The 16,688-nt window shown below is 43.6% G+C and carries 14 protein-coding genes; 13 read left to right on the forward strand and 1 reads right to left on the reverse strand.

Going from position 1 to position 16,688, the window contains the following annotated elements:
- The first annotated feature begins 45 nt into the window (after window positions 1-45).
- The 12 genes from ACZ5AE_RS04300 to ACZ5AE_RS04355 all read left to right on the forward strand — a co-directional run bounded on the left by ACZ5AE_RS04300 (window position 46) and on the right by ACZ5AE_RS04355 (window position 14,833).
- The gene (locus tag ACZ5AE_RS04300; protein ID WP_464569792.1) at window positions 46-1,476 is read left to right on the forward strand and encodes an extracellular solute-binding protein; all 1,431 of its coding nucleotides are present in this window, start codon (window positions 46-48) and stop codon (window positions 1,474-1,476) included.
- Window positions 1,477-1,501: 25 nt separating this feature from the next.
- Window positions 1,502-3,739 (forward strand): heparinase II/III domain-containing protein, encoded by a 2,238-nt coding sequence (locus ACZ5AE_RS04305; RefSeq protein WP_464569794.1) that lies wholly within the window; start codon window positions 1,502-1,504, stop codon window positions 3,737-3,739.
- A gap of 30 nt (window positions 3,740-3,769) precedes the next feature.
- Window positions 3,770-4,393: a YesL family protein gene (locus ACZ5AE_RS04310; RefSeq protein ID WP_464569796.1), complete on the forward strand. Its 624-nt coding sequence runs from the start codon at window positions 3,770-3,772 to the stop codon at window positions 4,391-4,393.
- A gap of 100 nt (window positions 4,394-4,493) precedes the next feature.
- Window positions 4,494-5,465 (forward strand): ABC transporter permease, encoded by a 972-nt coding sequence (locus ACZ5AE_RS04315; protein WP_464569798.1) that lies wholly within the window; start codon window positions 4,494-4,496, stop codon window positions 5,463-5,465.
- Between the two features lie 20 nt (window positions 5,466-5,485).
- Window positions 5,486-6,361, forward strand: coding sequence for a carbohydrate ABC transporter permease (locus ACZ5AE_RS04320; protein WP_464569800.1), 876 nt, complete (start codon window positions 5,486-5,488; stop codon window positions 6,359-6,361).
- Window positions 6,362-6,429: 68 nt separating this feature from the next.
- A complete protein-coding gene (locus ACZ5AE_RS04325; protein WP_464569802.1) occupies window positions 6,430-8,022 on the forward strand; it encodes an extracellular solute-binding protein in 1,593 nt (530 codons plus the stop codon).
- A gap of 121 nt (window positions 8,023-8,143) precedes the next feature.
- Window positions 8,144-10,981: a hypothetical protein gene (locus tag ACZ5AE_RS04330; RefSeq protein WP_464569804.1), complete on the forward strand. Its 2,838-nt coding sequence runs from the start codon at window positions 8,144-8,146 to the stop codon at window positions 10,979-10,981.
- Between the two features lie 133 nt (window positions 10,982-11,114).
- Entirely contained in the window at window positions 11,115-12,131 is a 1,017-nt protein-coding gene (locus tag ACZ5AE_RS04335; RefSeq protein ID WP_464573539.1) for an NAD-dependent epimerase/dehydratase family protein, read from the forward strand.
- Window positions 12,132-12,133: 2 nt separating this feature from the next.
- A complete protein-coding gene (locus tag ACZ5AE_RS04340; protein WP_464569806.1) occupies window positions 12,134-13,189 on the forward strand; it encodes a dihydrodipicolinate synthase family protein in 1,056 nt (351 codons plus the stop codon).
- A 35-nt stretch (window positions 13,190-13,224) separates the two neighbouring features.
- Window positions 13,225-14,118 (forward strand): Gfo/Idh/MocA family oxidoreductase, encoded by an 894-nt coding sequence (locus ACZ5AE_RS04345; RefSeq protein ID WP_464569808.1) that lies wholly within the window; start codon window positions 13,225-13,227, stop codon window positions 14,116-14,118.
- Window positions 14,102-14,446, forward strand: coding sequence for a hypothetical protein (locus ACZ5AE_RS04350; protein ID WP_464569810.1), 345 nt, complete (start codon window positions 14,102-14,104; stop codon window positions 14,444-14,446). The genes ACZ5AE_RS04345 and ACZ5AE_RS04350 overlap by 17 nt, the downstream gene beginning before the upstream one ends.
- Before the next feature lie 6 nt (window positions 14,447-14,452).
- On the forward strand, window positions 14,453-14,833 hold the full coding sequence (locus ACZ5AE_RS04355) for a hypothetical protein (RefSeq protein ID WP_464569812.1): 381 nt from the start codon (window positions 14,453-14,455) through the stop codon (window positions 14,831-14,833).
- 299 nt (window positions 14,834-15,132) lie between these two features.
- Here ACZ5AE_RS04355 and ACZ5AE_RS04360 read toward each other — a convergent pair whose 3' ends face one another.
- The gene (locus ACZ5AE_RS04360; RefSeq protein ID WP_464569814.1) at window positions 15,133-15,615 is read right to left on the reverse strand and encodes a hypothetical protein; all 483 of its coding nucleotides are present in this window, start codon (window positions 15,613-15,615) and stop codon (window positions 15,133-15,135) included.
- A 221-nt stretch (window positions 15,616-15,836) separates the two neighbouring features.
- Between ACZ5AE_RS04360 and ACZ5AE_RS04365 the strand changes: the two genes are divergently transcribed.
- Window positions 15,837-16,685, forward strand: a complete 849-nt coding sequence (locus tag ACZ5AE_RS04365) for a pentapeptide repeat-containing protein (RefSeq protein WP_464569816.1) — start codon at window positions 15,837-15,839, stop codon at window positions 16,683-16,685.
- The last annotated feature ends 3 nt before the right edge of the window (window positions 16,686-16,688 follow it).

Raw genomic sequence — 16,688 nt, forward strand, 5'->3', positions numbered from 1 at the left:
CCTCATTTAATATTAAATCATCAAGTTGTATAGGAGCGGTATGCGGTGTTGAAGAGACGAAGTGAATTTGAAGTTAAGTATTACAAATTCTTATCTGAATTAAAGGATGAAATCATTTCTGGAAGGCTGAAGCCCGGAGAATTTATCCTGCCGGAAAATACTTTAAGTAAAGAATATGATTTAAGTAGAGTCTCCATCAGGAAAGCACTTGCAGAGCTAGTAGATGAAGGATTAATTGAAAAAATTCCTGGAAAAGGAAACCGGGTTTCCCTTCCAGAAGAAACCTCCAAGCAGACCATCAAGCTTGGCTGGTACTCAGATTCTTATGAAATTGAAATTATTGAAGAAATTATTGCGCGCTTTGAACAATTAAATCCGTTCGTCAAAGTCGATTTGCAGCTTTTCCCAGGTACGGATTATGTGTATACCTTAACGCAATTGATTGAACGCGGGCAGGGACCGGATGTATTTATGGTGTCCGATTTACATTTCCGGCAGCTGGCGGCCATTGATAAGTTAGATGTGATCGAACCGTATGTGCCTGAGCACCTGCAGCCTGATAAAGATAGTTATCCAAAGCTATTTGAAATGTTCACGGTCAATCAAGAGACAATTCTGACGCCATTCTTATTTTCACCGGTGATTATTTGTTATAACAAAAAAATGTTTTCGGAAGCTAAAATCCCACAGCCATACAAATTGGAAAACTGGCAGGATTTGCTGGGTTCTGCGAAAAAATGCACCAAAGATGAGGGTGGAAATGAGCTAGTTCAGCAGTACGGCTTTTGTTTCTCAGCTTCCTCTAACCGTTTTCCTGTCTTTATGCTGCAGAACGGCGGAAAATTTTTCGATGAAGCCCGCAGCAAATCGTTGTTAAATAGCAAGGAAAATGTTGAAGCATTAACCTTTTGTGTAGACCTAATGTATGAAAATAAAGTATCTCCAATCTTTTCCCATGGCAGCAATCATATGGCCGAGAATTTGTTTATGCGCGAGCGGGCGGCAATGATCCTGACAACCTATTTCTTTATGAATGAGTTCCGTGACCATAAAATCAAATGGGATGTGATGCCGGCCCCTAAGAACAAGAAAAATGCGTCAATATTGCTCGGCGGTTCTTTAGGAATTAATAAACAGAGCGAAATGAAGGAATCAGCCAAAGCCCTGATAAATTACATGGTGAGCACGGAGGCCCAGACAACGCTAAAACGAAACGGGTGCACGATCCCGATGCTTCGGGTGGTGGCAGAGGATAATTATTTGTTGCAGCCGGGCATTCATCCGGAGAATTACAACGCTTTTAAAGAGGTTATCCCCTATGCATATACGACCAGGGATTTGCATTTAACCCATTCCGATATCGAGCTGCTCGAAAATGAATTGCAATTTCTGTGGTCTAATATGGAAAAGCCGGCAGATGCCTGCAAACGGATTGAGAAACTGTTAAATGAAAAGCTGGATGGTGTAGTCCAGTGACGTCTATTGGGAAAGGGGCTTTTCAATGAATCTTCCAAACAGATGGAATGTAAGAAATCATCCACGGATATTATTCTCTGAAACAGAACTCAAACAGGTTAGAGACTCACAAATTGCACATGAATTTTTTGAACAAGCGAATCAATTTTTAGCGGAAACGGACTTTCAGGTGAACTATCCGTCCATTCAGTTTCAAATCACGGTAACCCTTCCGCTCGTTCAGTTGGCACCGCTGCCGGAGGCACCTGGATATGTGGATTTTCCTTATTGGACGATGTACTCGCGGGCAATTGAGGAGCGCATTACCGTTTTGTCCACAGCTTATGCGCTAACTGAAGATCGGAAATACGGGGATAAGGTGAAAGAATACCTTTTGGCCCTCTCCAAGTTTACGAGATGGTTTGAATTTCCGGACAGGGGAGCGGAGGGAAACCTCAGTAATGCCCACTTTACGTTAGCGGCCGCAATTGGCTATGATTCTATTTATTCTTTGTTGAATGAGCAGCAACGGACCATACTGCAGCAGGCAATCCTGGATAAGGGTCTGCAGCCGTTTGAAATCGATTTTGAAAATCAGGACAGCCATAATATTATTGCCTCCAAACGGGTAGCCATGCTGATTGGCGCCTTGTCGATTGCAGATGAACAGGATGTAGGCCAGTATTTAACCAATGCATATGAGTATTTGTTTGACTACCTGGAAGACCGGCTGACGAGTCCGGAAATTGAGGGCCTCCTTTATACAAGTGTGGCGATTCGCCATATATTAATGGCGGCAGATGCACTAAACCGGGCAACAGGCGATGTCTCATTGATTGGTCATGATTATTTTCAAACGTATTTGCCAGAGCTATTCCTTTATATGCTCGGCAATGCTAAGAAGCAGAGCTTTGTGAACTTCTCAGACTCCTTCTACACTTTGGATATTAGTTATTTGATGGGGATGCTGGCACAGCGTAACCTGCATCCGGCTGCAAGCTGGTATTTTCAACAGGCCAAAATCAATCATTCGCATGTTCTGTTACATCCTAAAAGGATGCCAGACCCAATTGCACCAGGTGAATTTTTCAATAAGCAACATTCAAAGGTTATCCCTTCAATTGGCTGGGCCTCATTCCGGAACGGCTGGGAGAAGGAAAGCCATCTGCTGGCCTTTGCTTCAAGCGGGTCCGCTAAAGGGCATAATCATTATGACCAAAATAATTTTGTCCTCCATGTTCATGATGAGTGGTTAATGACAAATCCAGGGTATCAGGATTATGTACCCGGACCGCGAAACACGTTTACAACCGGGACGGTCGGCCATAATGCCATGCTGATCAATGGCGGCGGGCAGACGGAGCTAGGGCGGAGCAGGATTACTGATTGGTATTTGTCGCCTTCCTATGATTTCTGTACCGGTGATGCCACTAATGCCTACAATGGTACGGTAAAGCAGTGGAAGCGGACCATTCTGCACGTTGATCAGGCTTACTTTCTGATAATGGATTGTGTAGAGAAAAATAATCCCAAGGACCGTGTGTCATTTTTATATCATACAACCTCCAGCGTCATTGCCGCAGGCAGACAGCTTAAGGTGAACGAGTCTATTGACTCCAATCACGTTATCATTGCTGGCGGGCAGGCGGGGGCCTCACTCTATTATTGTTATCCCGAGCAAACGAAGAAAACGTTGGAGCAGTTTCCGGGGGCGGAGGAATACGGAACCTATATAACTGTGGAGCCGGCAGGGCACCTTCAGGAAGAGTTCCTAGTGACCCTCATTGTTCCCCATGCCGACAAGCAATTGGCAGATAAACCGTTAGATTATCAGGTTGATAGAAACAATGGGGCAATCAGTATAAAGGTTGATAGGAAGGACTGCGGGGTTACCGATTACCTCTTATTAGCTGACAGTCAAGAATCTGAGCAGATGGCGTCGGAACACATCGATTTACAGGTGAATGGTGAGCAGGCGTGGATTTGTATGGACCACAAGCTTCAGCAGTCTGCAAAATTACTGCTCATCAATGGTTCGGAACTGGCTTTTGAAGGCAAAGGGTATCTTAAATCCGATAAGAATCTTACTGCAAGAATGGAAAGGGACAGGCAGGAACTAAAGTATTGTCTGGAGCTGATGGAGGAGACTGCCATTGTGATTCCGTGCAGGGATTCGGATGCGGTATTGGTAAACAATCAAAGATATGAAAATAGCAAAACTGGGAATCTAGAATTGGTTTTACCTAAAGGGGAAACCATGATTCAAGTTATTCAGCAGGATTAACGTTGGCTGGCTTAAAGGAGATGGACATACATGATGCTGACAGGTTGGAAAGGGAAATTGTATGATTTTTTGGAATGGGCGATGAGGCTTGCCTATGTAAACCTTCTATGGATTGGCGGGAGTCTGCTTGGACTTGTAGCTATAGGCTTTTTCCCGGCAACCATTGCGATGTTTGCCGTGGTCAGGAAGTGGCTGCAGAAGGACGAGGAGGTCAAAACAGCCTCCTATTTCTGGAAAATCTATAAAAGCGAAATGCTGAAAGGGAATGCGTTTGGCTATTGCTGGGTGATTCTGGGCCTGATCTTATATTTTGATTTAAGCTTTTTTCGCAGTTTTTCCAACCTGGTCAGCTTGATTTTCACCTATATTACCTTTTTGATTGGCGCTGTCTATATCTGTTCTCTATTATTTGCATTTCCTGTCTATGTTCATTATGATGAGCGCGTTTTCCAGACAGTGAAGAATTCAGTGCTGCTTACTTTATCGCGGCCGTTATTTGCGATTGTGCTGGCCATCGCGGTCTACCTTCCCTATTATCTGGTCTTTAAGGTGCCGGGGCTGCTGCCATTTTACAGTGGCAGCTTGATTGCATACTGTTTGTTGTTCATTTCTCTAAAGATATTCGATAATTTTGAACAGTTAGAAAAAGATTAAAAATTTATTGAAAACCTAATAGGAATGTATTATTCTAATTATAAATACAGGTTATATACATGTAGTTTATTTAAGGGTAATGCGGAGAGGAGACGAGGGGATGGAATTGAAATCAGTGAATGTCGATATAGATGAGCCTTTCCCGACCGCGGAAAAGACAAGTAAGTTCAGCCGGATCGGCAAAAAAATAATGAAAGACAAGTATTTGCTCCTATTGCTTCTCCCAGGAATATTGTACTTTCTCATTTACCGAATCGTACCGATGTTTGGAATTATCATCGCTTTTAAGGATTATAGTGCGTTTCGGGGATTAATGGATAGCCCATGGGTAGGATTAAAATACTTTAAACTAATTTTTGAAGATTCAGAGGTTATTAGAGTCATTTGGAATACACTGCAAATTTCGTTTTTGCAAATCTTTTTTGCCTTTCCGATTTCCATCATTTTAGCCTTGATGCTGAATGAATTAAGAAATCAAGTGTTTAAGCGGGTTGTTCAGTCGATTGTTTACTTACCACACTTCCTTTCCTGGGTGGTGGTGATTGGGATTACCGTTATTTTCCTCCGCAGTGAAGGAATCCTGAATGCTTTTCTTGTCGGCACGATGGGGTTGAATCCGATTGAATTTTTAACAGATCCTAACCTTTTTAAACCGATTGTCATCCTGCAGGTCATCTGGAAGGAATCAGGCTGGGGGACGATCATTTTCCTGGCAGCCCTTGCGGGGGTTGACCCGTCACTATACGAAGCAGCGGCAATCGATGGCGCCAACCGCTGGAGACAAATCTGGCACATCACTTTACCGGCGATTAAAAGCACCATCATTATTTTGCTTATCCTTCGTCTTGGAAACGTAATGGACACTGGGTTTGAACAGATCTTCCTAATACTCAATCCGTTTAATATGGATGCTGGGAATGTCTTGGATACATTTGTTTATTTTAAAGGGATTCAACAGGCAAACTATAGCTTTGCCACAGCCGTCGGGTTATTTAAAGGTATAGTTGGGCTTTGTCTAGTTGTAGCAGCCAATCGTTTAGCGAAAAAATTTGGTGAAGATGGTCTTTACTAGGAAAGAAAGGAGGAAATTGAATGGACAGAAATACGTTAAGCTCTAAAATTTTTGATAAAATGAATGCTTTGCTCCTTGTGTTGATAGCTTTGACGATGGTCTTTCCTTTTTTCTATGTGTTTTCTGTTTCTTTTTCATCTGTAAGCGACTTTTTGGAAAATGACTTTCTCTTATGGCCGAAGGAATGGGTAACGGATGCCTACGAGTATATTTTAAGCTCTGACCGCTTCCTCCACTCTTTGCTTGTCACCATCTATATTACGGTGGTTGGTACAGCGGTTAACCTAATCTTTACTGCAACGATGGGTTATGCGCTGACAAGGTCTGTCATCGGTCAGCGATCCATCCTGATGATGGTCATTTTCACCCTGTTGTTCTCGGCGGGAATGATTCCAACTTATATGATTGTCAAAGCTACCGGGTTGATTAACAGCCTTTGGGCCTTGATTATTCCGGTTGCCATCAGCCCATTTAACCTGATCATTATGAGACAGTTTTTCTTGAGCATTCCAGATGAATTAAAGGAAGCGGCAATTATTGATGGGGCAAATGAAATCCAGATTTTTAGCAAAATTATCCTGCCGTTATCAAAGCCATCATTGGCGGCTTTTGGATTGTTTTATGCAGTCGGCCACTGGAACAGTTATTTTACTGGAGTTCTTTATTTAAGTGATCCGGCAAAATGGCCAATTCAGGTTATATTAAGACAAATCGTCATTGTTAATGAGCCAAATGCAGCCTTGGGAGCAAATGAAATGATGCTCGAGACACTGCCGCCGCCGGTAACCATCCAAATGGCAGCGATACTCTTGGCCACACTGCCAATTTTGATTGTATATCCGTTCTTACAAAAGCATTTTGCTAAAGGGGTGATGCTGGGTTCAGTAAAGGGATAAACAGTCTCACTTCCATGGCAACTGTAAGCGCTTCAAACAAAAATAATCAAACTACAGGGGGGATTAGGATGAAGATAGGCAAGATTTCACTCACCATGCTGTTAATACCATCACTACTTCTAGCCGCATGTTCGTCAGAAACGAACCAAGCCAGCAATAAAGAAAAGGGAAAGGAAACAAAGAAAGTCGATCCATTTGATCATTCGAAGAAATATACAATCACAGGGATGACCTTCCGCTATGGAGATCCGCCGCCATCTTCAAGTCCTGGTCTGGACATGATTAATGAGCGCTTCAATGTGGACTATAAGCCGGAAATCATTCCTCAAGGTGACTATGTTGAAAAATCTTCTGCTGTTGTAGCTTCAGGCTCAATGCCGGATTTGGTCGGTTTCCCAGCAAATGACGCAAGATTTTACCAATGGGCTTCAGAGGGAGCATTCCTTCCTTTGGATGATTATCTAAAAAAATATGACACACTGGGGAAAATTCCAAGCTATGTTTACGATGCATTTAAGGTGAACGGAAAGATTTATGGAATTCCAAGATACAATCAGGAGTATCCGTTAACACCAATTATTCGTAAGGATTGGCTTGATAACCTTGGCCTTGAGGTCCCGACAAGCTATGAGGAATTGAAAAAGGTAGCGATCGCCTTTACCGAGAACGACCCAGATCAAAATGGCAAGAATGACACTTATGGACTCGCAATTGGCGAGAACATCAATCCAAACTTCAATATGGGAACCTATTGGGATTTCAGTGCCTGGTACCACCAAGATAAAGATGGAAACTATATTCCTGGCATTATTTCTAAAGGCAGAAAAGAATTAATCGGCTTTTTCGCTGATTTATATGCAAAAGGAGCCATGACGAAGGACTTTGCTGTTCTTAACTGGCAGGATACAAACGCTGAGTTCTATAAAGGAAAAGCAGGGATTTTCATTGGCGGTGTGTCTGGTATGTCTGAGCCTTATTTACAAGGCTTGCTTGACATTGATCCAAAAGCTGAACTAGTCGCGATCCCTCCATTTAAAGCACCAGACGGTTCGGTCGGCTTTACAATGGGAACAGGTAACTCCGGTATCCTAGCTTTAAATGCCAAAATGGCTGACGACGAAGGGAAAATCTATCGTGCACTTGAAATGGTCGATTTAGGGAAGAAGTTCTTCACGAGAGAAGAAATGACCCCACAAAATAAAGACTTTGATTTCTTATGGGGTAAAGAAGGTGTCGGTTACAAAATGGAAAATGGAGCGCCTGTAAGGGTTCCTGAATTCTCCTCAGCAGGTTTAGCGCCATCTACTTATTTCTTGGATAACCGTGGTCATATTCCTGAGGGTGCAAAGGTTCGTTTTGCGGATGACTACAAGCTTGAATCAATGAAAAACCTAGTTAATTCACTGCAGGATATGTTTGAGGCCAACAAGCTTTATGTCAACCCTTCTAATGGTGTTATTTCTAAGACAGAGCAAGAAAAAGGCACTGATTTAACGCAGTTCATTATGAATGAGCAGGCGAAAATGATCGCCGGCCAACGCCCGCTTTCCGATTGGGATAAGCTTGTGGATGAGTACATGGCCCGCGGCGGTAAGGAAATCATAAAAGAAATGAACAAAGGGATTAAAGATAAGGGCTACAAGAAAAAAGAGTGGAAATAAATAGCACCATGATTAAATAGAGGAGTGAAACAGGAACTCCTCTATTTTCTTGAGGAGCCAATGTTGCGAAATCAGCAATCTATCAATCTATTAAGACCAACTCATTCTAAAGGAGGAAATAATGAAAAAGTTTCGTCTCTATTCTACGGTCATTCTTATTTCGGGCCTCATTTTAGCATTATTGTCACCAGCTTTTGAATCATTTGCCGGTGCAGCGGCCGCTCCGCCTCAGTTGTCCCTAGTAAACGGTGGCTTTGAGCTTGATGACAACGGCAATATACCTGGCTGGCACCCAGATGGTGCAGCAGAAAAGGTATTCAGCAGCCAAGAAACAGTTTTTGAAGGAAAAAGTAGTTTGCTAATCAAGGATGAATCGGCATCCGGTTCTTACGGTGCAATCAGTGACCCCGTTAAGACAGCTCCATTTGAGAACGTGATTCTGACTGCTCAAGTATTTAAGGAGTCTGGGACAGGAGGCAAGGCAGACCTGCGCTTCTTCAAACAGGACGGTACGCTACTGTCAGTGGTCAGCGCCTTGGTTGATTCTGCAGTAAGTGAGACAGGAAAATGGAGCAGCATCACACTGGCGGCGAATGCACCAAAGGACGCAGCATATTTTCAAGCAGCCTTCTACGCAACTATCGAAGGAGTCGGCGTGTTTTATGCAGATGAGGCCAAAATTGTGACTTCAACAGCTCCAGGAACGATTACAAATCTTGGTCCTCAATCAACCAGTCTGACGATCATGACTGGCGCTTACGGTAAAGATAAACTTGGCCGGGATGTCATGTATACGGTGGCCCAGGGGGATCCGGCGCAATTCATTGTCAGCGATGTGAAAACGAAGGAAATTTACGACCAGGAGCCGTTAGTGGCCCTAGATGGCAGTAACGCAACCGCAGCCTGGGCGATTACCGTTGCCTCGGATGGCAAGGTATATATCGGCAGCACACCTAACGGGACGTTATTTCAGTATGATCCAAATACACAGGCCATGCGGACAATCGGCAAGCCTGTTCCAACCGATACCGTCATTTGGGTGCTTGTTCCGGGTAAAGACGGCAAGGTATATGGCGGCACAGGTTATTCTCAATCGATTTTTGAATATGATCCTGCAACAGATAAAGCAACAGTCTTAACCTCGTTTAAGACAGCTTCAAAGGAACAGCATGTCCGATCATTGGCCTATGATGCTGAGCGCAATACACTTTACGTCGGCGGAGCCGATGTGGCAAAGCTGTATAGTTATAATCTGACCACAAAAGAGAAAAAGCTGATTACGGGCTTCGGCGGCAAGACTTCCGTTTACGACCTTCAATACACTGCCGGCAAGCTGTTTATCCGCGTCGATCCCGGTCCAGTCATGTATGTTTACACCCCAGAAAACAACAGCTTAATTGTCAAAGCTAACCCTGAGTATAACACAAGAGGATTTTCACAGGTTTCACCAGACGGCCGCGTGTTCTACACCTATTATGAACCAAAGCAGGATGGCAGCAGCCAATGGTCTCTATATGCTTACGATGTTAATACTGGCCAATATGGTTCGCTCGGCATTGATGTTAAAGGGCCGGCGATTGCGTTTCACTATGTGGAGCTAAATGATCCGAAGTTTCCTGGCGTGACTTTGGTCGGATTGGCCGGTAACAGCGGCCGCGCCTTCTACTATAACCTAGAAACAGGCTATACAGAAACACCAGAGCTTCCGCTGCCGCCGCAATTTGTGGAATTGTTCAATATCGGCAAGAGTGTTGACGGAAAAATACTTAGCTCAGGCTTTATCTCAGGAGGTGGATTAGGCGTTTACTCTCCGACCCAGGACAAAACAACGCTTTATTCCTCACTTGGGCAGGTAGAGGGATATGCGACATTGAATGGCAAAGTGTATTTTGGTGTCTATCCCCGTGCTTCCATTTTCGAATATGACCCGACAAAACCGTGGAACCGCCTTGATCCAAGCGAGCCGTTAAATCCGCCGCGTCTTGCGCAGCTTGGAGAGGATCAGGATCGCCCAGTTGCGATGGTGGGAGTGGAAGAGGAAAACAGGCTTTATATCGGAACCTATCCAATTGCCGGTAAAACAGGTGGTGCCCTGAGCATCTATAACCCAGAGACAGGGGTATTCGATGTCAAACGCAACATTATTCCGGAGCATTCCATCAATACACTTCTCTACCGTGATGGAAAACTGTATATGGGTACTGGTGCGATGGACGGCAGCGGTTCCGGCAAGCTGGCCATTTATGATACAGCAACAGGCACTATCGAATATGAAACCATTCCTGTCGAAGGGAAAAAGACGCTGACTTCTTTCATTTGGGGTCCAGACGGAAATCTTTGGGGAATGGCACTCGGAACGCTGTTTATCTTTGACCCTGATACAAAAAAGGTAATTTATAGCGATGATAAGTTTCCAACAGCAGACTATGCCCATTCCAATCCGCGTTTGATGATTGGCACGGACGGCAATGTGTATGCATCTATTTTCATTGGCTATGTTGCGGATAAAACCTATACAAGCAAATTTATTAAAATTGATACAGCGACCAAGGAAGTATCCGTAATTCTAGAAGGCAACGTAGAAAAATTAGCACAAGACGATTTTGGAAACTTCTATTTTAAATACGGCCGTGAACTGATGAAGTACAGCGATCCAAATCTTGTTGTGAACTTGAGTGAGGTAAAGGCTGATATCGAAAAAACAAGTCTGAAGCCGGGAGACAAAACTTCGATTCAATTTACAGCATTGTTAGAAAAGGGACGTACTACAAAAGAACTGTCCGGTGCAGTGATCAAATACGAATCTAGCAAACCGAAAGCGGCTGAAGTCAGTGAGGATGGAACGATCACAGCCAAGCATCCGGGGAGGACAGAAGTAACGGTAACCGTTACGCTCAACGGAGTAGCCGTCACTTCAAAGCCGATTCCTGTCCTTGTAACAGGACCATTCTCGGAATAAAGAGGGCTAAAAAATAGCAGGCTGCCTTTATCTCTTCAAAAGTGATAAAGGTGGTCTATATTTTACTAGAAGTGTATACAGGTAAAGTACAGGTTACGAAAATCACTTTAACAGGTAAAGGGGTTAGTTAATGATGAAGACAGTCGAACAGCTTGAATGTGTAATGACAGAGCCATCAGCAGCTTTGATTGGGGATATGAAAAAATTGGATGGGAATATTGTCATCCTTGGTGTAGGCGGGAAAATGGGGCCGACCCTAGCGAAATTAGCGAAACGTGCCATCGATGCCGCTGGAGTCGATAAAAAGGTGATCGGTGTCTCACGGTTTTCATCTGGTACTTTGCAAGAGGAACTGGAAATGGCCGGAATTGAGACAATAGCCTGCGATTTATTGGATGAAGAGCAATTATCCAGACTGCCTCATGAGAAAAACATTATCTATATGGCTGGAAATAAATTTGGCACAACGGGCAATGAACATTTTACTTGGGCAATGAACACTTACCTGCCGGGCCGGGTGGCTGAGAAATTCAAGGGCTCAAGGATTGTGGCCTTTTCCACGGGGAATGTGTATCCACTGGTTCCTGTTTCAGAGGGCGGCTGTGATGAATCCCACCCAGTGAACCCTGTAGGTGAATATGGTCAGTCTTCATTGGGAAGAGAACGAATTTTTACCCATTTTTCGCATCGTGACAACACACCACTCACGATTTTCCGCCTCAACTATGCGATTGACATGAGATATGGCGTACTGCTAGAAATTGCCCGGGCTGTTAATGAAGGCAGGGAAATCGATGTGTCGATGGGCCATGTGAATGTCATTTGGCAAGGGGATGCTAATGAATACGCCATCCGTTCCTTGTTAATCGCCGATGTACCTCCGCAAATTTTAAATGTAACAGGCCCTGAGCAGATCCCAGTCCGCTGGGTTGCTAAGCAATTTGGCAAACTATTAGATAAGCAACCCATTTTTACGGGAGAAGAGCTGCCGACCGCATTATTAAATAATTCAGGAAAGGCTCACCGCTTGTTTGGTTACCCGAGGGTTTCCATTAATCAAATGATTGAATGGACTGCAGAATGGGTGAAGAACGACGGTGTTACAAGCAACAAGCCGACACATTTCCAAGAGCGAAAGGGGGCCTTTTGAGTATGCTTTCCCCAGCTTTAAAGAAATTTCTGCATGAGGGTACAGCGATCCCGGCTCACCCGCTTGCCCTTAATGAAAAAAGAGAACTTGATGAAGCGGCACAGCGACGGCTGACTCATTATTATATTCAGGCAGGTGCCGGAGGAATTGCAGTTGGAGTTCATACTACCCAATTTGAAATCCGTGACCCGGAGCATAATTTGTTAGAACCTGTTCTTAGAATGGCTGCCGAGGAAGTGGCAAAGGCAAAGCTAGACCGGCCTTTTTTGAAAATCGCTGGGGTTTGCGGTCCAACAGAGCAAGCCATTCAGGAAGCCCAATTGGCTAAATCGCTTGGCTATGATTTGGTGCTTTTGAGTAATGGCGGTCTTACAACCTACAGTGAAGAAGAACTATTGGAGCGGACGCGGACGGTTGCGGAGATTATGCCTGTGTTTGGCTTTTATTTACAGCCATCAGTTGGCGGGCGCATCTTTACGTACAATTTTTGGAAGGAATTTGTAGAAATTCCCAACGTAATGGCTATTAAAATCGCTCCATTTAATCGCTATCAAACGCTTGATGTGGTGCGGGCTGTATGTGAATCATCGAGACGCGATGAAATTGCCCTTTATACCGGCAATGATGACAATATCGTCCTTGATCTGTTGACGAAATACTCATTTACGGTAGAGGGAAAAGTGGTAACAAAGCAAATTGCAGGCGGGCTGCTTGGTCACTGGGCCGTCTGGACAAGAAAAGCGGTCGAACTGCTGGAGGAGTTAAAGCAGGTCCGCAGAGGCGGTGCGATTGATGCGAACTATTTGACCCTTGCCCAGGCTGTTACCGATACGAATGCAGTATTCTTTGATGCAGCCCATCAATTTAAAGGCTGTATCGCTGGAATCAACGAAGTATTGGCACGCCAAGGATTACTTCAAGGCAATTGGTGCCTGTCTGATCATGAAGTCTTATCCCCGGGGCAAGCAGAGGAATTAGACAGAATCTATCATATGTATCCGGAGCTCCAGGATGATGAATTTGTAAAAAACTTTTTGGCCGAATATCAGAATCGGTAAGTTACGTTACTGGAAAACCCATAGGAGAGATTGACATGCAGATTGGAATGATTGGCCTTGATACGTCTCATTGCGAAATTTTCACAAAGCTTTTAAACGATAAAAGCAACCCGTTTCATATAACTGGAGCAAATGTGGTCAAAGCCATCCCGTTTTACTCTCCGGAGTTATCGATTAGTGCAGATAGGGTGGGGCATTTCACCACCCTATTGCGGGACAGCTATGGAGTTGAAATGGTTGAAGAGCTATCAGAGTTTTGCAGTGGACTTGACGGCATTTTGATTACCGCTGTAGATGGAAGCACACATCTTGACTGGCTCAAGAAGATCGCGCCATTCGGACTCCCAATATTTATTGATAAACCGATTGCACTCTCGAGCAAGGATGTAAAGGAAATAAGGGAAATTGCTGAATTACATCAAATTCAAGTGATGAGTTCATCCTCCTTACGATATGCAGACGGGCTGATAAAAGCGATGAACAGTATGATGGATTCAAGTATCCAATCTGTCTACATATACGGACCGCTTCCGATGCAGGAAGGATTCCCTGGGTATTTTTGGTATGGCATTCATATGCTGGAGATGGCCTTTGCGATTATGGGAATATGTGTGCAAGCTGTCGAGGTGGAGAGGTTTGAACACTATGAGCTGTGCCGCTTAACCTATGACCAGGGCCGCAGTGCCATCATCCGCGGTGATTACAACATGCATGGCCGTTTCGGTTTCGTTGCCCATACCCCCTCCAATAGCTTAAGTGCAGAGCTTTGGAAGGATGAGAAGCCATACTACGCTAGTTTGTTGGAGAGAATTATTTCCTACTTCCAGACCGGAATTCCGCCGGTCAGTCTGCAAGAAACGCAAAAATTAATTGATGTCATCGAAGAAATTAATAGAAAGAGAGAGTACTGCCATGATTCAGCCAATTAGTAAATATGAAACTTCACCAGCTGTCGACCGAGAATTTGTGGAAAAAGCGATTGCGCATGTACTAGCGAAAATTGATCAATATTTAGCTGTTTTCACTGATAAGTTTCCTGATTCCAGCAGTATCAATCAGGTTTATCAGTCCATTGATAATGTGGAATGGACAGCGAGCTTTTGGACAGGGATGCTTTGGCTTGCCTATGAATATACCGAGAAGGGGCCGAAAAGCAGGTTGAGAGTTTTAATGAAAGGCTCGAACAGCGGATTGAGGTTGACCACCATGACCTTGGTTATTTGTACACCTTATCCTGCGTCAGCGCTTTTAAACTGACAGGCAATGTACAGGCAAAGAAAACCGCCATTAAGGCGGCAGCACCTTTTAATCACCCACTATTACGACAAAGCGGGGATTATCCAGGCGTGGGGGAACTTGAATGAACCGGGGCAGCGTGGCCGAATGATTAGTGATTGCAACATGAACCTTCCGTTACTTTACTGGGCATCAGAGGTGACAGGGGAGTCCATTTACCGTGAAGTGGCAGAGTCTCATATTAAGCAAGCGGCAAAATATATCGTCAGGCAGGATGCCTCGACCTTCCATACATTCTATATGGATCAAAGACAGGTGCCCCATTGTACGGTAATACCCATCAAGAGTACTCGGATAACTCCTGCTGGGCACACGGGCAGGCATGGGGAATATACGGCTTTCCGTTAAGCTATTGCTATACAAAAGATTGGAGCCAAATCGGTTATCGAAGAGATTGACAGACTACTATTTAGCTAGACTTCCTGAAGATGAAATCTGCTACTGGGATTTAATTTTTACCAATGGGGATGAAGAGCGCGATAGCTATAGAGACAGCTCGACTGCCACTCTATGATATTGAAGAGAATTTGTTTGATATCTTTCAAAAAATCATGTCCCTCGCCCGGCCGGAAAAACATTCGGGAAGTCTGGGTCCAAGGGGAAAAGGTCCATATGAGGTGAATAACAGAAACACCCTGCCACTAAAACTAGCAGGGTGTTTTTACGATATCAAAATTCCTTGCTTTCTTTTCGAAAAAGGCTTGAAGCCCATAAAGTATAAATGCCTTATAAAAGAAGTATAGGAAAAACTGAAAATGATTAATGCGCACGAGTTTAAACATTTTCGTTTTTTCTAAAAAACCTGCAAAGGGAAAAGCAAAGAAAGCATCTACCAAAGCATTTAGCAGAATATAACTTTTAAAATTTCCGTATGTCCATTTTAATATCCACATGGACCCGACTAAATGCGGTCCGATGTTATAAGGAAACTCTCTAAAGAAAAATGTCTTAGGTGTTCTAGTGACAATCCACCATTTGCGTTTTCTTCCAATTTGCACATTAAGGGCTTCGAACAGTGAAATCAGAATGGATGCAGGTAGAAATCTTTTTATGTTATCCCTTCCTAAAAGAGGGAGAGTTGACCATGATAGAAGGACCATTGATACACTGAGTATCCAATGTTTTTTCATTGAGAATATTCCCCTTTATAATTACTAGATTAGTTCATAAATGTATTATCTACATTACCGATAATTTCATTACTCAAACATTCCATTCAAGCACTGAAGTTGTTTCAAAAATTTAAATATAAATCCATATACTGAGGAAGTATAATAGAATTTGTTATTTACAGGAATTTAAGAGAAGTGATTTTGTTTAGTTTAATAATCACCAAAAGGAAGTGTAAGGATTGTCAAATCCATTAACCAGTTACAATAAAAAGCATCAAAATTTAATAGCAGACTGTACAAACTGCTTTGCATTGTGCTGTGTGGCACTGCCTTATGCTAAGTCTGCTGATTTTGCGTTTGATAAAGATAGCGGAACTCCTTGCAAGAATCTGCAATCAGATTTCCGCTGCAAGATCCATCAAAATCTTAGAAATAGTGGATTTCGCGGCTGTTCCGCCTATGAGTGCTTTGGGGCAGGCCAAAAGGTTTCTCAAAATACATATGGTGGAAAAAATTGGCGAGAGTACCCAGAGTCCGCCAAGGAAATGTTTAACGTATTTCCAATCATGCAGCAACTTCACGAAATGCTTTATTATTTAAATGAGGCAATCCATTTTGAAGAAGCGAACGTCATTCATCATGAACTGCATGATGCTTTTAAAGAATTAGAAAGTCTGACCAATTTAACTCCAAAGGAAATCTTGAACCTTGATGTACCATCACATCGGGCAAGGGTTAATAAGTTATTTTTACGTACCAGTGAACTAGTTCGGGCAAAGATTTCATCTGGAAAAAATATAAACAAAATCCGCAAGGGCAGTGACTTGATTGGTGCAAAACTAAGAGGTGCCGACCTGAGGGGAGCAAATTTAAGGGGTGCTTTGCTAATTGCGGCGGACCTCCGGGAAGCGGACATGAGAGCAGTCGACTTTATCGGCGCAGATTTAAGAGATACAGACATAAGTGGGTCAAATCTTACAGGGAGTATCTTTTTGACTCAGGCGCAAGTGAATGCAGCAAAGGGCGACCGTCACACGAAATTGCCTGACGCACTAAAGACTCCTGAGCATTGGGTACATCACAAATAAAAT

The sequence above is a fragment of the Neobacillus sp. S1227 genome (assembly GCF_055385255.1).